This window comes from Sphingomonas sp. BAUL-RG-20F-R05-02 (assembly GCF_022662305.1).
GTDB lineage: Bacteria > Pseudomonadota > Alphaproteobacteria > Sphingomonadales > Sphingomonadaceae > Sphingomonas.
In genome coordinates, this window is sequence record NZ_JAKNQH010000001.1 from 610,883 (window position 1) to 628,233 (window position 17,351).

The window sequence follows — 17,351 nt, forward strand, 5'->3', positions numbered from 1 at the left end:
CCCCTCTGCCTTGTCGAAGCGACGCTATCCCGGTCTCAGCCCCGGCGAAAGGCTCAGCGACCAGTCAATCGATGCAACATCAAGCGGGCGACGCGGCGCGGCGCACCGGCGGGGATCGGCATGTTATCCGACACCGCAAGGTTCATCCGCGCGATCAGCGCCAGTGCGCCGAGCGAACGCAGCGTTGCCGGCCACGCTCCCACAAGCGCCTCGTCCAACGCGGCCGCTGCCAGCATTCGGGCCTGCGTTGCCGCCTCGCGTGAGCGGAGATGCCGCGACAGATCGGCCAGCGCCCAACCCCGCCCCGCCGCCGCGACGCGTCCGTCCGACCGGTCAAGCAGCAACGCGGCCGCCGTGAACAATGCCGCCCCACGCCCTTCGGCATGCGCCGACATCGCCGCCGCGTCCACGGCGTCGACCTCGATCAGCGCCTCCCAACCGATGACCAGTTCGGCGAGCGTATGCCCCGCGACGCCGCGCGGCACCACCGCGTCCGCAAGCGCCTGTAGCACCGGCTGCGCGGGTGGCGCGGCAGCGTCCAGCCGTTGCAGCGCATCATGCCACCAGGCCAGGCGCATCTGGCCGATGATCGGCTCGGTGGTGGTGCGGAGAACATGCGCAAACGTGTCGTCAAGCGCGAACAGCGCGTGCAGTCCATCGCGAGCCCCCGTTGGGGCATAGTTCAGCGCGAGCGCGCGCTCCGGGTCGTCCTGCATCTGCAGCGCCCTACCCGGCGGTATGCGGCCCGGTCCATAGGCTATCGGCCCGTTTATGTCGCTCGACGTTATTGGCCTGCCGTTGAACGCTGGCTTTGCCGGTAATGAAGACGGTCGCGGTTACGCGCACTTCCCTTGCGGGCACCTGCCAACCGCGTCACGACGTGGCGGATACAGACGCAATGTTCGTAGTCGATACGGCCGGTCTGCTGGGCTGCCTGCTGTTCGATGATAAGCGGAACAGCGGGCCGCTCGATACTTCGGGTGGGCTGGCGTTATGTACCTGGCGATCAACTATCGCACCAAGCCCTCGGTCGGCGCGTGGCTGAGTACGCCGCAGGACAGCAACTACAGTGCGTGTTTCGTCGTGCGCGACCATGCCTCCCTTGTCCTTCAGGAGTGAAGCGGTCAACGTCCAACCAGCACAAGGTCTGGCAGCGACGTCTACGTCTTGAGGAACGAGGCGGACGTACTGGCAAACGCCACCTTTACCGCACGTTGGCGGCGAAAGGGCGGAGCCTCACGGCCCCGCCCTCTCCCGATCAGCGGTAGGTCACCTTCTTCACCGCAGTGACGATCTTGTCAGCGGTGATGAGCGCGAGCTTTTCGAGATTGGCCGCATAGGGCAGCGGCACGTCTTCGTTGGCGACGCGGATGACGGGAGCGTCGAGATCATCGAAGCCCTGCTCCATCACCACTGCGCTGATTTCCGACGCGATCGAGCAGGTTGCCCAGCCCTCTTCCACCACGACGAGGCGGTTGGTCTTGGCGACGCTCTTCAGCACCGTCTGCGTGTCGAGCGGGCGCAACGTACGCAGATCGATCACTTCGGCATCGATGCCCTCGCCCGCCAACGTCTCGGCGGCTTCGAGCGCGAGGCCCACGCCGATCGAGTAGCTGACGATGGTGACGTCCTTGCCAGGCTTCATGATGCGTGCCTTGCCGATCGGCAGCACGTAATCGTCGAGCTTGGGTACGTCGAACGAACGGCCGTAGAGCAGTTCGTTCTCGAGGAACACGACCGGATCCTCGGTACGGATCGCCGCCTTGAGCAGGCCCTTCGCGTCCGCCGCGTCATACGGCGCGATCACGATCAGGCCGGGGACGCTTGCGTACCACGGGCCATAGTTCTGCGAGTGCTGCGCGCCGACGCGACTGGCCGCACCGTTGGGACCACGGAACACGATCGGGCAGCGCATCTGGCCGCCGGACATGTAGTTGGTTTTCGCCGCCGAGTTGATGATGTGGTCGATCGCCTGCATCGCGAAGTTGAACGTCATGAACTCGACGATCGGCTTCAAACCACCCATCGCCGCGCCGGTGCCGATACCGGCAAAGCCGTATTCGGTGATCGGCGTGTCGATCACGCGACGCTCGCCGAACTCGTCGAGCAGCCCCTGCGTGACCTTGTACGCGCCCTGATATTGCGCGACTTCCTCACCCATCACGAACACGCGGTCGTCGCTGCGCATCTCCTCGGCCATCGCGTCGCGCAAGGCTTCGCGAACGGTGGTGCGGACCATTTCGGTGCCTTCGGGGATCGCCGGATCGGCGACCTGCGCGTCGTTCTTCGCCGCCTCGAACATCTGGCGCGCGCCGGTATCGACCTTGTCCTGGGCCGGGCTGGCGCCGACCTCGGCCTCGCCCTTGGGCGCGTCGGGGGCGGCGCTTTCGGCGGCTTCCTCGGTCTTGGCGGGGGCGGGTTCCGCGCCGGCTTCCTCGCCCTCGGCGAGCAGCGTGGCGATGACGGTGCCGACCTTCACGCCTTCGGACCCTTCCGCGACCACGATCTTGCCGACGGTGCCTTCATCGACCGCCTCGAACTCCATCGTCGCCTTGTCGGTCTCGATCTCGGCCATGATGTCGCCGGACTTGACGGTGTCGCCTTCCTTGATGAGCCACTTGGCGAGCGTGCCTTCCTCCATCGTCGGGGAAAGCGCGGGCATCTTGATCTCGATCGGCATCTCAGTAGCGCTCCACCAGCACGTCGGTGTACAATTCGGCCGGATCCGGCTCGGGCGTCTGTTCGGCGAAGTCGGCGGCTTCGTTGACCGTCTTGCGGATCGCCTGTTCGATCGTCTTCAGCTCGTCCTCGACCACGCCCTGCTCCTCGAGCAGCTTTTTGACGTGCTCGATCGGGTCGGACTTGTCCCGCACCGCCTGCACTTCGTCACGGCTGCGGTATTTGGCCGGATCGGACATTGAGTGGCCACGGTAGCGATAGGTCTTCATCTCGAGGATGATCGGACCCTTGCCAGCGCGGACCCACGCCAGCGCTTCCTCCGCGGCGCCGCGGCAGGCCAGCACGTCCATGCCGTCGACCTGGATGCCGGGGATGCGGAAGCTTTCTCCGCGCTTGTAGAACTGGTCTTCCGACGATGAGCGACCGACGCTGGTGCCCATCGCATACTGATTGTTCTCGATCACGAAGATGATCGGGAGCTTCCACAGCTCGGCCATGTTGAACGATTCGTAGACCTGGCCCTGGTTGGCAGCACCATCGCCGAAGTACGACACCGCCACGCCACCGTCGCCGCTGTACTTGTGCTTGAAGGCGAGGCCCGCGCCGAGCGATACCTGCGCGCCGACGATGCCATGCCCGCCGTAGAACTTCTTCTCGGTCGAGAACATGTGCATCGAGCCGCCCTTGCCCTTCGAGATGCCGGCGGCGCGGCCGGTCAGCTCGGCCATGATGACCTTGGGATCAATACCGTAAGCGAGCATGTGGCCGTGATCGCGATACCCGGTGATGACCGAGTCCTTCTCGCCGTCCAGCGCGGACTGGAGGCCGACCGCGACCGCTTCCTGGCCGATATACAGATGGCAGAAGCCGCCGATGAAACCGAGGCCGTACAACTGCCCCGCCTTTTCCTCGAAGCGGCGAATGAGCAGCATCTGCTTGTAGAAATCGAGCAGTTCTTCCTTCGATGCCGCAAACGGCGTCGGCTCGTTGGGGCGCTCGCGATTGGATGCGGGCGGCTCGGCTGTTCTGGTCGCTGGGGCTTTGGCCACGTGATCGAAACCTCTTTGTCCTCGGGTACGCTGCGGGCCGCTATAGGCGGGTTGCGGGGAAAACATCAACGGTCCCGCGCCCGGTGTCAGCATTCGTTTTCGGTACGATCGCTTGCGCAGGGTGCGTGCGCGGTCTTGTCGGCGTGTTTTCCACGTGGCGGTAAATCGTCGATTGCCCGGAACGGGCGGCCGGGCCTAAAGCCACACCCGATGGCCCAATCGCCCCCCGCAACCGCCCCTTCCATCCACCCGCTGCGCATCGCCAATTTCCGAGCGTACTGGGCGGCACGCTTCTGCATGACGCTAGCGCAGAACGGCATGATCGTGGTGATCGGCTGGCAGACCTATACGATCGCGCGGGCAACCATGACGCCAAGCGCGTCGGCGGCGCAGCTCGGGCTGATCGGGTTGCTGCAGTTCCTGCCGCTGTTCATCTCCACGCCAATCACCGGGCTGGTGGCGGACCGGTTCGACCGGCGGATGATCACCCGCGTCACCTTGTCGCTCCAGGTGCTGTGCGCGGCGATCCTCGCGATCTCGACCGTGGAGGGGTGGATTTCGCTGCCGGTGATCTTCTCGGTCGCGGTGCTGCTCGGCATCGGTCGTGCGTTTGCCGGGCCGGCGTTCGGCGCGCTCGCGCCCAATCTGGTACCACGCGAATCGCTGCCGACCGCCATCGCGCTGTCCTCGACGTCATGGCAGGTCGGTGCGATCATCGGCCCGGCGATCGGTGGGTTCGCCTATTCACTTGCGCCGTCGGGCGCGTACTTCCTTTCGACTGCGCTGTTCGGGCTGGCACTGGTCTGCATGCTGCTGATCGGCAAGGTGCCGCGCACCATCGCGATCAGCAAGGATCATCCGATCAAGCAGATTATCGATGGTTTGGCCTATGTCGGGCAGAACAAGCTCGTGCTCGGCGCGATCACGCTCGACCTGTTCGCGGTGTTCCTCGCCGGCACCAGCGCGCTGATGCCGATCTACGCGCACGATATCCTAAAGGTCGGGCCGCAGGGGCTGAGCATGCTGGTCGGCGCGCCGGCGATCGGCGCAATGGTGGTGGCGGTGTTCTTCTCGTTCCGGCCGATCAAGGCTAACGTCGGCGTCAAGATGCTTGGCGCGGTGTTGGTGTATGGCACCGCGACCGTGATCTTTGGCCTGTCGACCTGGATGCCGCTCAGCCTCGGTGCGCTGGTACTGGCGGGTGCGTCTGACATGTTCTCGGTCTATATCCGCTCCTCGCTCATCCAGCTCTACACGCCGGACGACAAGCGCGGTCGGGTGGGCGCGGTGTCGCAGCTTACCATATCCGCCTCGAACGAACTGGGCGAGGCCGAGTCGGGCTTCCTCGCCGCCGCGCTAGGACCTGTTGGCGCGGTGCTGATCGGCGGCGGCGGTGCGATTGTAGTGACGATCCTGTGGACCTATCTCTTCCCCAGCATTCGCAACGCCAAGACATTCGAACCGCCCAAGTCGCTTCAGGACGCGGCAGACCTTGAGATGGAGGCCAAAGCATGAAAGCCAACACGATCCTCGAAACGATCGGCAACACCCCGCACATCCGGTTGCAGCGGCTGTTTCCGGGGCAGGAAGTATGGATCAAGTCCGAGCGTTCGAACCCCGGCGGATCGATCAAGGACCGGATCGCGCTCGCCATGATCGAGGCGGCCGAGCGAGACGGCCTGCTCACGCCCGGCGGCACCATCGTCGAGCCGACCAGCGGCAACACCGGCGTCGGCCTTGCCATGGTCGCGGCGGTGAAAGGTTACAAACTGATCCTCGTCATGCCGGAAAGCATGTCGATCGAACGCAGACGGCTGATGCTGGCCTACGGCGCGAGCTTCGACCTGACGCCGCGTGAGAAGGGCATGAAGGGTGCGATCGAACGCGCGCTCGAGATCGTGTCGCAGACGCCCGGCGCATGGATGCCGCAGCAGTTCGAGAATGCCGCCAACATCGACGTCCATGTCCGCACGACATCGCAGGAGATTCTCAACGATTTCGCCGATTCGCCGATCGACGTCATCATCACCGGGGTCGGCACCGGTGGCCATATCACCGGCGTGGCGGAAACGCTGAAGAAGGTGTGGCCGAACCTCAAGGTGTTCGCGGTCGAGCCGGATGCGTCACCGGTCATTTCGGGCGGGCAGCCCGGGCCGCACCCGATCCAGGGCATCGGCGCGGGCTTCGTACCGGCCAATCTCCATACGCAGGCGATTGATGGCGCAATCAAGGTCGATGCCGCCGTCGCCAAGGACATGGCACGCCGTTCGGCGACAGAAGAAGGCATGTTGGTCGGCATTTCATCGGGTGCGACATTGGCCGCGATCCTGCAGAAACTGCCTGATCTGCCCGACGACGTGCGCGTGCTCGGCTTCAACTACGACACTGGCGAGCGTTACCTGTCCGTGCCGGACTTCCTTCCCGAATCGTAAACCAACTTAGCTTGCGCAGGCGGCCGACCCGATCGGGACGGTCGCCCGGCCTTCTACGGTTCCCGTCGCGGGGCACGCGAAAGGTTGACCGAAGGCGGTCGGTTGGCGCATCGGGCGCCATGCGCCTCCTCGTTCGCCTCCTGCCCGCTTTTTAATCCGCCGTGCCCCTAAATTTCCTTTTGCGCCCTGTTCGGCGTTTCCTTGGCGGGACGGTATCAGCAGTGCATCGGCCTAACGATCTCGCGTTGCGCATCATCCTGCTCGTCATCGCAATCGTGGCGATTGCCGCGCCGGCTTTGCTGGTTCATTTCGGGCCGCGAGTCGTCGTCGTGCACGGACATATCGTTCGCGCGCCGCACCGCCATGTCGTGCCAAAGGCGGAGCTGCCGCCGGTCGAGCCAGTCACCTTTCAGGATCTCGCCCCAAGCGACGCGCGCGCGTACAACGCGGGGGTTCCGTTCTCGACCGATCCAAACCCTGCGGCTCGACCCTTCCACCTGTCCGGCACGCTCGACGAGCAGGCTCGCGCGACCGACTGCATGGCCGCCGCGATGCTGTACGAAGCGGGTGACGATAACGAAGGCCAGCGCGCGGTCGGTCAGGTCATCATCAACCGCGTTCGTCACCCCGCGTTTCCCAAGACGATCTGCGGCGTGGTGTTCCAAGGCTCGGAGCGGTCCACCGGCTGTCAGTTCACCTTCACCTGTGACGGCGCGCTGACACGCCACGGCTGGCGACCGGAGCAATGGGCGCGCGCCCGCGCGCAGGCGGCGAAGTCCTTGGGCGGTCAGGTGTATGGCGCGGTCGGCTATGCCACGCATTATCACACGGATTGGGTGGTGCCGTACTGGCAATCCAGCCTCGACAAGGTCGCCGCCGTCCACACCCATCTATTCTTTCGGTGGAGCGGATGGTGGGGCACGCCGCCCGCGTTCAACCGCACGGTGTCTCCCGACGAGCCGGTGATCCCCGCGCTGGCGTATTACTCGGACGCCCACAAAGGTGGTGGCGTGTTCGGGCCGCCGTTGACGGTTGAGGCTGTCGTTGCCGCGCTTGCGCCAGAAGCGCTGCCCTCGCCGCTCCCGGGCGATCCGGAGACCTTCCTTGTCACCATCGACCCGCACCTCCCGCCGGATTCCTACCCGCTGTTCGCGACCAGAGCGTGCGGCGACCGGCCACGTTGCAAGGTGATGGCTTGGACCGACAAGGCACGCACGCCGGGCGCAATGCCGCTGGATGCCGGTCAGATTGACACGATGGCGTTCAGCTACATGCGCGATCGAACCTATCATTACGACAAGGCGCTGTGGAATTGCGCAACGTTCAAGCGCCCAGATTCGAGCGAGTGCATGAAGACCCAGGTTTTGCTTCCCCCCAAGGAGGTTGTTAACAAAGCGCCGGCGGCAACCACAATCCCGGCGGCTACGAACAACCTTACCGGCGTCCGCCGCAAGCCTGTGTCAATACCGACGCCAACCGCGCCGGCCACACCCGCCACGCCGGAATCACACCTTCCGCAGGAGAGCCACTGAGCCACGAGCGGCGCGCTATCATTGCGTCGCGGCCGATCCGGCGTCAGCGCGCCGCCAGCCTCACCCGCTCGGGCACAGCAAACGCCCGCGCGCATCGCGCAAGGTCGCGGCTTCGGCGGCGGAGTTGCTCAACTGATCGACCGTCAGCCCGGCGATCGATGCGCGTTGCGAACACAGCTTGCGGCATGGCTCCGGTACCGTGCCCGGAAAAACGACACGGTCACCTTCGAAACGAGCATCGAAGCTGCAACCATCGGCATCGCTAAACCCGACGTGCAGCGTCTCGCCTACCCGCGACACGGTACCAAGGCCGCTGCAATGCTGATCGTCGCCGTAATCGACGAACACGCCGATCTGGTATGCGCTCGCGGATGGCACGATGCAGACCCGGTCGGTATCGCGGGTATAGAGTCCGGTGATATCAGCATTCTGCGGATCGGGGATCACGCCCGCCTCGATCGCAGCCGCCTCAAGCCCGGTCGGCGCGGCAACGTTGCTCGATCTCGGCGTGACCGCGCGTGAGCAACCAGCGGCCAACAACAGCAACAGCGGCAACGCCCGTCTCATTCGACCGGGATCAGCCGATCGCCGTCGATGCGACGATAGAAGCAGCTAGGCGCGCCGGTATGGCAAGCCGGGCCAGCCGGATCGACGATCAGCCACACCGCGTCCTGATCGCAGTCGATGCGGATATCGCGGACGGTGAGGACGTGGCCCGATGTCTCGCCCTTTTTCCAGAGCTTCGCCCGGCTACGCGACCAGAAGTGCGCCTGCCCGCTCCCGATCGTCGCGGCGAGCGCGGCTGCGTTCATATGCGCCACCATCAGCAGCGCCCCGGTGGCACGATCGGTCGCGACTGCGGTGATAAGCCCATTGGCATCATACTTTGGGTCCAGAGCAAGCGTGCTATCGCGAAGATCGGTCATAAGACCGTCCATAGCGGTGTCGCCGGGAGAGCGGAAGCACGGCGAATCAGCGTGGTACAGATGACGCCCACACCTTTCTACTACCGTGCTCAGCAACGCAGCAATCGCTCCTAAGTATATGCGGAAACGAAGCTTTTCCGCCTGTGCGCTCAATGACCTGCGTTTCGATATGACAAAAGCGCGACAAACCCGTCCGATGCCTCTATAGGGCAACGCACACGCACACCCCCTCCGAAGGGCGCCATGCTTACAACCAATCCGTTCGATGTCGTCGATGGCGACAAACTCCGTGAGGAGTGTGGAGTCTTTGGCGTCGCCGGGGCACCCGATGGCGCGCGACTCGTCGCGCTCGGCCTGCATGCGCTACAGCATCGCGGGCAGGAGGCGGCCGGCATCACCAGCTTCGATGGTGTCGACTTCCACACGCACCGCGCGATGGGACACGTCGCCGGCAATTTCGACCGCGAGGATGTGATGGTCCCGCTACGCGGCCATGTCGCCTGCGGGCACGTCCGCTACTCGACCACCGGAGAGACGGCGCTGCGCAACGTGCAGCCGCTCTACGCCGACCTCGCCTCTGGCGGGTTCGCGATCGCACACAATGGCAACATTTCGAACGCGATGCGGCTGCGCCGGGATCTCGTCCGCAATGGCTCGATCTTCCAGTCGACTTCGGACACCGAGACGATCATCCACCTCGTCGCGATGTCCAAGTATCGGACCTTCCTCGACAAGTTCATCGATGCGTTGAAGCAGGTCGAGGGCGCCTATTCGCTGATCGTGATGACGCCCGAGGGCATGATCGCCTGCCGCGATCCGCTCGGCATTCGTCCGTTGGTGATGGGCAAGGTTGGTGAGGCGATCATCTTCGCCTCGGAAACCGTCGCTCTCGACGTCGTCGGTGCGACGTTCGTGCGCGAGATCGAGCCGGGTGAACTGGTGATCGTCAAGGGTGGCGAAATCAGTTCGCATCGCCCGTTCGCGCCGGTTTCACCGCGCCCGTGCATCTTCGAGCATGTCTATTTCTCGCGCCCCGATTCGATTTCGGCGGGGCAGAGCATCTATTCGGTGCGCAAGGCGATTGGCGCGCAACTCGCGATCGAAAGCCCGGTCGACGCCGATCTCATCATCCCGGTTCCCGATTCGGGCACGCCGGCCGCGATCGGCTATGCCCAGCAGTCGGGTATCCCGTTCGAGCTTGGCATCATCCGCTCGCACTATGTCGGCCGCACCTTCATCCAGCCGACCAACGAGGTCCGCCACCTCGGCGTGAAGCTCAAGCACAACGCCAATCGGGCGCTGATCGAGGGCAAGCGTGTCATCCTGATCGACGATTCGATCGTGCGTGGCACCACCTCGCTCAAGATCGTCCAGATGATGCGCGACGCTGGCGCAGCCGAAGTGCACATGCGCATCGCTAGCCCGCCGACGCGCCACAGCTGCTATTACGGCGTCGATACGCCCGAACGCGCCAAGCTGCTCGCACACAGCAAGAACGTGGCCGAGATGAACGCGTACATCCACGCCGACAGCCTCGCCTTCGTGTCAATCGACGGGCTCTACAAGGCGCTCGGCGAACCGTGCCGCGCCGACATCCGCCCAAGCCACTGCGACGCCTGCTTCACCGGCGATTATCCCACGACGCTGACCGACCAGGACGAAGTCGCTTCGGTCGACCAGTTCGCGCTGCTGGCGGAACGCGTGGTCTGAGGGTTGTTCTGGTCGCTCCGGTGGTGCAATCGCTCTGGCGATAGCCCGGAGTGAAACGATGACCGACAAGCCGCTCGCCGATCAACTCGCACTTGTCACGGGTGCGAGCCGGGGCATCGGTGCCGCCACCGCGATGGCTTTGGCGGCGGCGGGCGCGCATGTCGTGCTGACCGCCCGTACCGGCGCGGCTCTGGAGAAGGTCGAGGACGCGATCTTCGCCGCCGGTGGTTCCGCGACGATTGCTCCGCTCGATCTGACTGAGACCGACAGTATCGCCCGCCTGGCGGTCGCGATCGGCGAACGCTGGCAGGCGCTCGACGTGTTGGTGCTGAACGCCGCGATGCTCGGCACGCTCGGCGCGGTGCCAGCGATCGACCCGAAGGAACTCGCGCGCGTCCTGACGCTCAACGTCAGTGCGCAAGCCGCGCTGATCGGTGCGTTCGACCCGATGCTGCGCCGCTCGAGGCGAGCACGCGTGATCGGCGTTACATCCAGTGTAGCCCGCAAACCCCGCGCCTACTGGGGGCTATACGGTGCGTCCAAGGCCGCTTTCGAGACGCTCGTCGGCGCTTATGGTGACGAAATGGAGCAGATCAGCACCATCCGAACCGCGATCATCAATCCCGGCGCGACCCGTACCGCAATGCGTGCGCGCGCCTATCCAGGCGAGAACCCGGAGTCCGTCAAGGCGCCGGAGGTGGTCGGCAGCCGCATCGCCGCACTGGTGACGGACGATTTCCAAACCGGTCACTTCGAAACGGTAGAGGCGTAACCGCTTGGTGCGACGAGCACGGAGCCGCTGGATTACGGAGTCTTGACCAGCGTCACCTGCGCGACATCGATCCCGCCGCCGCGAAAGCCACCTTCGCAGTACATCAGATAGTAGCGCCACAAGTCGATGAATTCACGATCGAATCTGGCGGGTAGCAGCCCGTCGGCCACCACAGCATCGAACGCCACCCGCCAGCGCCGGAGGGTTTCGGCATAGTCTAGCCCAAAGCCGCGTCGATCGCGCCATGCCAACCCATGTTCCGCCGCGATCGCTTGAAAACGGCTCTCCGAGATCAACATGCCGCCCGGAAACACGTAACGTTGGATGAAGTCGACGTTGCCGGCATACGCCTCGAAAATTGCATCATCGATCGCGATATATTGCAGTGCCGCTCGACCACCCGGCTTTAGCGCGCGCGAGATCGACGCGAGATATGTCGGCCAGAACGCCTGCCCCACCGCCTCGACCATCTCGATGCTGGCGACCGCATCGTAAACGCCGGTGACGTCACGGTAGTCGGTCAGGGAAACCGTTACATCCTGAAGACCGTCCTGCACGGCGCGTGTCTCGACTGCGCGTTTTTGCTCCGGCGAAAGCGTGATGCCATGCACCTTGCGTCCGCCACGCGCCGCAACCGCGACGAAGGAGCCCCACCCGCACCCGATCTCCAGTATCGTTTCGCCAGGTAAAGTTTCCGTCCGCGCGAGGATCGCCTCCAGCTTGGACTGTTGTGCGACCTCCAACGACTCTGCTTCCGACATTGGTCGCGCGAAGAGTGCGCTTGAATAGCTCATGGTCGGATCCAGCCATAAGCTGTAGAAATCGTTGCCGAGATCATAGTGAAATTCGATGTTCCGCCGCGCCCCGGCACGATTATTTTCACGCAGCCTGTGCCACACGCGTTGCAGCCGCCGCCACAGTCCGGATGCCCGCCCTGCATTGCCGAGCGTGTTGCGGTTGAGGACGAACAGCTCGAATAGCGCGACCGGATCGGGACTCGACCACTCGCCCCGTGACCAGCCGATATACCAACCCACGGAGCCACGCGTCGCCAGCCGTAGCAGCGCACGCCAGCTTATCAGTTTCACCACCGCAGCCGGCCCGGGCGCGCGCCCGCCCAGCAAGCGCACGCGACCGTCCGGCAAGGTCGTTTCGATCGACCCGGCGGCAAGCCCGTGGTCGATGCGATCGAGGATTTTTTGGAAAAGCGGCGCGAACCGGGCGAGCAGGGCATCGAGCGTGGTTCGGTTGCGGGTAGCGGCGCCGTGCTGGCGCCCGGACGACGGCGCGGGTGCATTCATGGCGTCAGCCCATGCACCGCCGCCACCGCTCTCGCCAAGTCCTCATTTCGTGCGGCGGTACGCCGCCAGCGCACGCTCGCGCGCCTCGCGGTGGCCGATCAGCTTGGCCGGATAGGCTGCAGGCCGCGCACCCTTTTGTTCGGGATCATGGATCGCCTCGTCACCGACCTTTGCAAGTTCGGGCACCCAGCGGCGAATGTAGTCGGCCGCGTCGAACTTCGCCGACTGTGTCAGTGGTGCCATGATGCGCGGGAACATGTTCGAATCCACGCCGCTACCGGCGGTCCACTGCCAGTTCACCGCGTTGCTGCCATAGTCGGCATCGACGAGACAGTCCCAGAACCAGCGCTCCCCCTCGCGCCAGTCGATCAGCAAATGCTTGATGAGGAACGAGGCGGTAATCATCCGCACCCGATTGTGCATCCACCCGGTCACCCAGAGTTGCCGCATCCCGGCGTCGACGATCGGATAGCCGGTCCGCCCCTGTTGCCATGCACGCAGATCGGCACGTGCAGCCGCGCCGCTACGCCACGGCAACCGGTCGAACGCCGGCCGTGCGTTCACGGTACCGTAGTCGGGGTATTGCAGGATTACCGTCTGCGCATAGTCGCGCCAGCCAATCTCGCCAAGGAAGGTATCAACCGACCCTCCCTCCTCGGCGAGTGCGTGCCAGACCTGCGCGGGCGACAACTCGCCGAAGTGCAGGTGCGGCGACAGGCGCGAACTACCGTCGACCGACGGCAGGTTACGCGTATCGGCATAGTCGGCTGCCGCGTCGCGAAAGGCCACGAGTTGCCGGTGCGCTGCCGCTTCGCCCGGCTCCCACTCGCTGAAACCGGTCGCCCAGTCGGGCTTGGTCGGCAACAGCGCCCAGTCCGACAGCCGTTCGCCATGTGGCCAGTGCGATGGCGCGGGGATCACATCGGGTGCCGGCTGTGGCTCGGGCGGGGGCATGCGCTGCTGGAGCGCGCGCCAGAACGGCGTGTAGATCTTGTACAGTCCGCCGCTGCCGGTCGTAAGCGAGCCCGGCGGCCCGAGGTAGTTGCCGTCGTGACAGACGAGCTCGATCTGTCCGGTGACGGCCTCCTCCGCCTTGCGCCACCACGGCTCATAATGTCGCAGACAGTGGACCCGAGTGGCACCGGTTTCGACGGCAAGCGCGGCCAACACCGCCGCCGCATCGCCCCGGCGCAGGATCAGCCGTGAGCCGTGCTTGCGCAACGCCGTGTCGAGAGCGGCGAGGCTGTGGTGCAGCCACCACCGTGAGGCGCCGCCCATCGCGTGATCGCCAGCCGCGGCATCGTCGAGCACGTAGACGGGGATCACCGGCCCTTCTGCTATAGCAGCGGTAAGCGCGGGCTGATCGGCCAGCCGCAAGTCGCGCCGGAGCCAAAGGATCGTGGGTGTGGTCATGGCCGTTACAACGCCGACCGTGCGCTCACGGCTTCGCGGCGGCGAGATATTTGTCGAGGATCGCCAGACGCACGGCGATCGCCGCGCGATAAGACACGTTCGGCGGGGTCAGCGCCAGCGCACGCGCCCAGTACGGCCGGGCAGCCGCGAAGTCACCACTCTGGATGAGTGCGACGCCTAAAAAGAACGGTGGCCCGGGTTGAGTCGGCGCAAGCTGCATCGCGCGCGTGAAAGCGAGCCGGGCGGCGGGCGAAACCATGCCGCCATCGTGTTGCGCGTAGGCCATGCCCAGCCACGTCCACAGAACGAAGTTGGTCCGTGCATAGGCGACCCCGCCGAGCATCACCTGCACCGCCGCCTTCGGGTTGCCGGCGCGCGTCATGCCGTCGGCCAGCGTCAGATATGCAGCCTCCCCTGAGAAGCGGCCGAGCATGTCGCCGCGCAGTTCGATCAGGCCCTGATCCAGTTCGATCGGTCGCGCGAATGCGGCCACCGGATGCGCCGGTACGTCCGGGCGCCCCTGCAAAGCGTAACCGGTCGCCCCCAGCATCAGCCCGGCACCGATGAAGCTCCACAGCGGCCGGGCCACGCCGAGCAGCCACAACGCCGCCGCGGCTGCAACGCCGATCAGGCCAAGTACAATCCACCCCATTAGCCGCGCCGCCTCCGAAAACTGCCGCGCGCGAACCAGACGCCGAACCCGATCAAGACCAGCGGCGCGATCCACAACGGCGCGGTGAGCAGCCCGAACGGCGGATCGTAGGTCACATAGTCGCCGTAACGCGCGACCAGCCAGTCGCGGATCGCAGCGGGCTGCTCACCGGCGCGGATGCGCTCCCGTACAAGTGCGCGCATATCTCCCGCCATTTCCGCGTCGCTGTCGGCGATCGACTGCCCTTGGCAGACGAGGCAGCGCAGCGTCACCATCAGCGCCTGCGCTTTTGCCTCCTGCGCGGGATCGGACAGTTGCGTGTTGGCAAGCGGCGCGGGTGGCAGGTTGCTGTCGGCAAAAGCCGGCGTGGTGGCGAGCAAAAGCGCGGAAAGCACGACCCGCCTCATTTCGACGCCTTTAGCTTGGCGAGGATTGCCGGCACATCGTCGGAACGGATATCGCCGACATGCTGGAGCAGGATGGTGCCGTCCCCGGCGATCAGGAAGCTCTCCGGCACACCCGAAGAGCCGATCGCGAGTTGCACCGCGCTCGTCTTGTCGTCGCCAATCGTCATATAGGGATCACCGCCGCGTGCCAGGAAGTCGCGCATCGCCTCCGGTGTATCGCGGATCGCAACACCTTCGATCGGTACGCCCGCAGCCTTCAGCGTCATCAGCTGCGGCGCCTCGGCCGCGCACGGCACGCACCAGCTGGCGAAGATGTTGAGCAGCTTGGGCTTGCCATCGGCGAACGCCGCGCTGGCAAGGCCGGGCTTGCCGGGCAGCAGCGCCGGCACGGTGAAGTCGGGCAGACGCTTGCCGACCATCGCGGAATAGACCGTGCGATCGGACGGGCGATACAGCGCGACGGCGATAATCGCGAGCACCGCGACGAACACGGCGAGCGGCAACCACAGCCTCATGCCCATGCCTCCTCTTCGCCCGTGCGACGCCGCGCCCGCCGCTCGCGCCGCAGCCGGCCGATCAGCGACAGCGCACCGCCGATCGCCACCAAAGCACCGCCAAGCCAGATCAGCGTAACGAACGGCTTCCACCATAATCGCAACTGCACGCGCCCCTGCCCATCCGCCTGCCCGAGCACCGTGTAAAGCTGGCCGTCGAGCACGGTCGCGATCGCGGATTCGCTCGTCACCGTGGCGGGACTGGTGAAAAAACGCGACTGCGGCCGCAACTGGATCACCGTGTCGCTACCGCGCCGGGCGGAGAGATGCGCTTCCAGCGCCGACCAGTTCGGCCCTATCGTCGGGGCGATGCCGTCAAGTGTAACCGTATAGGGCCCGACCCGCTGCGGTTCACCGACGCGCGCCGCCACCAGCGTGGCGCGCGTGAACGCGCTCTCCGACGCCATGCCGGCAAGACTCACCGCGATGCCGAGATGCGCGATCACCATGCCCCAGGTGAACAGCGGGACGCGCAGCAGATTACGATGCCACAGCGGCGCGACACTCGCCACCGCCAGCGCCGCCGCCAACGCGATACCGAGCAGCGGCAGCAGCGCTACACCGCCCCCGAGCAGCAGCACCGCGACGAGTGCGACGCAGAAAGCTGCGATCGGCGGCGCCATGCGAACCACCAGCACGCGCGCATCGTCGCGCCGCCAGCGCAGCAGCGGTCCCGCCGCCATGGCCACCACCAGCAGCAACGCAACCGGTCCCGCCGCCTTGTCGAAGAACGGCGGCCCGACCGATAGCTGCACACCGAAGCCAGCCGCCACGATCGGGTATAGCGTGCCGATCAGCACCACGCCAAGGATGACGGAAAGCAGCAGGTTGTTGGCGACGAGCGCGCCCTCGCGGCTGACCGGATCGAAGGTGTTGCCCGCACGCACCGTCCCGATGCGCGCGGCGAACAAGGCCAGCGCACCGCCGATATACAGCACCAGCAGCGCAAGAATGAACGTACCGCGCGACGGATCGACCGCAAAGGCATGCACACTGGTGAGAATGCCCGATCGCACCAGAAACGTGCCGATCATCGACATCGAAAATGCGACCACCGCCAGCATCACCGTCCACGCCCGCAGCCCGTCGCGCGTGGCCAGCACGGTCACCGAATGGAGCAGCGCCGTCGCCGCGAGCCACGGCATCAGCGAGGCATTCTCGACTGGATCCCAAAACCACCAGCCACCCCAGCCGAGTTCATAATATGCCCAGTAGCTGCCGGCGGTGATGCCGAGCGTCAGGAATATCCATGCGCCCAGCACCCATGGTCGCATCGCCCGAGCGAACGCAGGCCCGACATCGCGCGCGATCAGCGCACCGACCGCGAACGAGAAAGCCACCGAAATGCCGACATAGCCGATGTAAAGCGTCGGCGGGTGGAACGCCAAACCCGGATCCTGCAGCAGCGGGTTGAGGCCCTGCCCGTCAAGTGGCGCCGGATCGATCCGTGCGAACGGGTTGGAGACGAACAGCAGGAAGGCATAAAATCCAAGCGCGATCGCCGCTTGCGCGCCCAAGGTCGCGATCAGCGTGACGCGCGGCAGCGTGCGTTCGAAGATCGCAACAGCCCCGCCGGCGAGCCCCAGGATCGTCACCCACAGCAACATCGAGCCTTCGTGGTTACCCCATGCGCCGGCAAATTTGTACAGCAGCGGCTTTTCGGAATGGCTGTTCTCGGCGACGAGCAGCACCGACATGTCGCTGCGCACGAACACCGCGATCAGCAACGCCATCGCGACCGCCGCGAGCGCACCCTGCACGATCGCGATCGGTCGCACCGCGCCGAGCAGATCGGCGGTTAATCCGCGCGCCTCCTGCGCGGCGAGCAGACGCCGCACGCCGAGCGCGGCGAGCGCTAGCTGCATCGCCGCAAGCGTGGCCGCGAACCACAACGCGGCAAGGCCCGCATCAGCCGTCATGATAG

17 protein-coding genes are annotated in these 17,351 nt (G+C 65.4%); 6 read left to right on the plus strand and 11 right to left on the minus strand.

The genetic code is table 11. The annotated features are described in order from the left end of the window. Window positions 1-53 precede the first annotated feature (53 nt). Complete coding sequence (locus L8F97_RS02895) at window positions 54-716, minus strand: squalene/phytoene synthase family protein (protein ID WP_242146482.1); 663 nt, start codon at window positions 714-716, stop codon at window positions 54-56. A gap of 277 nt (window positions 717-993) precedes the next feature. Here L8F97_RS02895 and L8F97_RS22560 point away from each other — a divergent pair, with 277 nt between their 5' ends. Beyond that, window positions 994-1,119: a hypothetical protein gene (locus L8F97_RS22560; RefSeq protein WP_277924686.1), complete on the plus strand. Its 126-nt coding sequence runs from the start codon at window positions 994-996 to the stop codon at window positions 1,117-1,119. A 139-nt stretch (window positions 1,120-1,258) separates the two neighbouring features. Here L8F97_RS22560 and L8F97_RS02900 read toward each other — a convergent pair whose 3' ends face one another. Together L8F97_RS02900 and pdhA are read right to left on the minus strand one after the other, a co-directional pair. Continuing rightward, on the minus strand, window positions 1,259-2,680 hold the full coding sequence (locus tag L8F97_RS02900) for a pyruvate dehydrogenase complex E1 component subunit beta (RefSeq protein WP_242146483.1): 1,422 nt from the start codon (window positions 2,678-2,680) through the stop codon (window positions 1,259-1,261). A gap of 1 nt (window position 2,681) precedes the next feature. Then, the gene (gene pdhA, locus L8F97_RS02905) at window positions 2,682-3,728 is read right to left on the minus strand and encodes a pyruvate dehydrogenase (acetyl-transferring) E1 component subunit alpha (protein ID WP_242146484.1); all 1,047 of its coding nucleotides are present in this window, start codon (window positions 3,726-3,728) and stop codon (window positions 2,682-2,684) included. A 210-nt stretch (window positions 3,729-3,938) separates the two neighbouring features. On the opposite strand from pdhA, the gene L8F97_RS02910 reads away from it, so the two are divergent. The 3 genes from L8F97_RS02910 (at window position 3,939) to L8F97_RS02920 (ending at window position 7,692) form a co-directional block, all read left to right on the plus strand. Further along, window positions 3,939-5,243, plus strand: a complete 1,305-nt coding sequence (locus tag L8F97_RS02910; RefSeq protein ID WP_242146485.1) for an MFS transporter — start codon at window positions 3,939-3,941, stop codon at window positions 5,241-5,243. Then, window positions 5,240-6,160, plus strand: a complete 921-nt coding sequence (cysK, locus tag L8F97_RS02915) for a cysteine synthase A (RefSeq protein WP_242146486.1) — start codon at window positions 5,240-5,242, stop codon at window positions 6,158-6,160. The genes L8F97_RS02910 and cysK overlap by 4 nt, the downstream gene beginning before the upstream one ends. A 254-nt stretch (window positions 6,161-6,414) precedes the next feature. After that, the gene (locus L8F97_RS02920; RefSeq protein ID WP_242147125.1) at window positions 6,415-7,692 is read left to right on the plus strand and encodes a cell wall hydrolase; all 1,278 of its coding nucleotides are present in this window, start codon (window positions 6,415-6,417) and stop codon (window positions 7,690-7,692) included. 60 nt (window positions 7,693-7,752) lie between these two features. Here L8F97_RS02920 and L8F97_RS02925 read toward each other — a convergent pair whose 3' ends face one another. Continuing rightward, window positions 7,753-8,247: a hypothetical protein gene (locus L8F97_RS02925; RefSeq protein WP_242146487.1), complete on the minus strand. Its 495-nt coding sequence runs from the start codon at window positions 8,245-8,247 to the stop codon at window positions 7,753-7,755. Between the two features lie 8 nt (window positions 8,248-8,255). Next, window positions 8,256-8,618 carry a phosphoribosyl-AMP cyclohydrolase gene (hisI, locus tag L8F97_RS02930; RefSeq protein WP_242146488.1) on the minus strand — a complete coding sequence of 121 codons (363 nt, stop codon included), beginning with the start codon at window positions 8,616-8,618 and terminating at the stop codon, window positions 8,256-8,258. 243 nt (window positions 8,619-8,861) lie between these two features. On the opposite strand from hisI, the gene purF reads away from it, so the two are divergent. Both purF and L8F97_RS02940 read left to right on the plus strand, forming a co-directional pair. Continuing rightward, a complete protein-coding gene (gene purF / locus L8F97_RS02935; RefSeq protein WP_242146489.1) occupies window positions 8,862-10,328 on the plus strand; it encodes an amidophosphoribosyltransferase in 1,467 nt (488 codons plus the stop codon). A gap of 58 nt (window positions 10,329-10,386) precedes the next feature. After that, window positions 10,387-11,100, plus strand: coding sequence for an SDR family NAD(P)-dependent oxidoreductase (locus tag L8F97_RS02940; protein ID WP_242146490.1), 714 nt, complete (start codon window positions 10,387-10,389; stop codon window positions 11,098-11,100). A 32-nt stretch (window positions 11,101-11,132) separates the two neighbouring features. Here the strand turns inward: L8F97_RS02940 and L8F97_RS02945 are convergent, their stop codons facing one another. Genes L8F97_RS02945 through L8F97_RS02970 form a run of 6 tightly spaced genes read right to left on the minus strand, consistent with a single transcriptional unit; the run spans window position 11,133 to window position 17,346 of the window. Beyond that, window positions 11,133-12,401: an SAM-dependent methyltransferase gene (locus L8F97_RS02945; RefSeq protein WP_242146491.1), complete on the minus strand. Its 1,269-nt coding sequence runs from the start codon at window positions 12,399-12,401 to the stop codon at window positions 11,133-11,135. Window positions 12,402-12,443: 42 nt separating this feature from the next. Then, a complete protein-coding gene (locus L8F97_RS02950; RefSeq protein ID WP_242146492.1) occupies window positions 12,444-13,814 on the minus strand; it encodes a cryptochrome/photolyase family protein in 1,371 nt (456 codons plus the stop codon). Between the two features lie 25 nt (window positions 13,815-13,839). Then, on the minus strand, window positions 13,840-14,466 hold the full coding sequence (locus L8F97_RS02955) for a tetratricopeptide repeat protein (RefSeq protein WP_242146493.1): 627 nt from the start codon (window positions 14,464-14,466) through the stop codon (window positions 13,840-13,842). After that, window positions 14,466-14,873 carry a cytochrome c-type biogenesis protein CcmH gene (locus tag L8F97_RS02960; protein ID WP_242146494.1) on the minus strand — a complete coding sequence of 136 codons (408 nt, stop codon included), beginning with the start codon at window positions 14,871-14,873 and terminating at the stop codon, window positions 14,466-14,468. The genes L8F97_RS02955 and L8F97_RS02960 overlap by 1 nt, the downstream gene beginning before the upstream one ends. Further along, complete coding sequence (locus L8F97_RS02965) at window positions 14,870-15,388, minus strand: redoxin family protein (protein ID WP_242146495.1); 519 nt, start codon at window positions 15,386-15,388, stop codon at window positions 14,870-14,872. The genes L8F97_RS02960 and L8F97_RS02965 overlap by 4 nt, the downstream gene beginning before the upstream one ends. After that, window positions 15,385-17,346 carry a heme lyase CcmF/NrfE family subunit gene (locus tag L8F97_RS02970; protein WP_242146496.1) on the minus strand — a complete coding sequence of 654 codons (1,962 nt, stop codon included), beginning with the start codon at window positions 17,344-17,346 and terminating at the stop codon, window positions 15,385-15,387. Before L8F97_RS02970 ends, L8F97_RS02965 begins: the two co-directional genes overlap by 4 nt. Window positions 17,347-17,351 lie beyond the last annotated feature (5 nt).

Bases quoted from the DNA above. Each gene is read 5' to 3' on its own strand.
- L8F97_RS02955 (WP_242146493.1), bottom strand. From the start codon at position 14,466: ATGGGGTGGATTGTACTTGGCCTGATCGGCGTTGCAGCCGCGGCGGCG.
- L8F97_RS22560 (WP_277924686.1), top strand. From the start codon at position 994: ATGTACCTGGCGATCAACTATCGCACCAAGCCCTCGGTCGGCGCGTGG.
- hisI (WP_242146488.1), bottom strand. From the start codon at position 8,618: ATGACCGATCTTCGCGATAGCACGCTTGCTCTGGACCCAAAGTATGAT.
- cysK (WP_242146486.1), top strand. From the start codon at position 5,240: ATGAAAGCCAACACGATCCTCGAAACGATCGGCAACACCCCGCACATC.
- L8F97_RS02910 (WP_242146485.1), top strand. From the start codon at position 3,939: ATGGCCCAATCGCCCCCCGCAACCGCCCCTTCCATCCACCCGCTGCGC.
- L8F97_RS02960 (WP_242146494.1), bottom strand. From the start codon at position 14,873: ATGAGGCGGGTCGTGCTTTCCGCGCTTTTGCTCGCCACCACGCCGGCT.
- L8F97_RS02895 (WP_242146482.1), bottom strand. From the start codon at position 716: ATGCAGGACGACCCGGAGCGCGCGCTCGCGCTGAACTATGCCCCAACG.
- L8F97_RS02970 (WP_242146496.1), bottom strand. From the start codon at position 17,346: ATGACGGCTGATGCGGGCCTTGCCGCGTTGTGGTTCGCGGCCACGCTT.
- L8F97_RS02900 (WP_242146483.1), bottom strand. From the start codon at position 2,680: ATGCCGATCGAGATCAAGATGCCCGCGCTTTCCCCGACGATGGAGGAA.
- purF (WP_242146489.1), top strand. From the start codon at position 8,862: ATGCTTACAACCAATCCGTTCGATGTCGTCGATGGCGACAAACTCCGT.
- L8F97_RS02950 (WP_242146492.1), bottom strand. From the start codon at position 13,814: ATGACCACACCCACGATCCTTTGGCTCCGGCGCGACTTGCGGCTGGCC.
- L8F97_RS02940 (WP_242146490.1), top strand. From the start codon at position 10,387: ATGACCGACAAGCCGCTCGCCGATCAACTCGCACTTGTCACGGGTGCG.
- L8F97_RS02945 (WP_242146491.1), bottom strand. From the start codon at position 12,401: ATGAATGCACCCGCGCCGTCGTCCGGGCGCCAGCACGGCGCCGCTACC.
- L8F97_RS02965 (WP_242146495.1), bottom strand. From the start codon at position 15,388: ATGAGGCTGTGGTTGCCGCTCGCCGTGTTCGTCGCGGTGCTCGCGATT.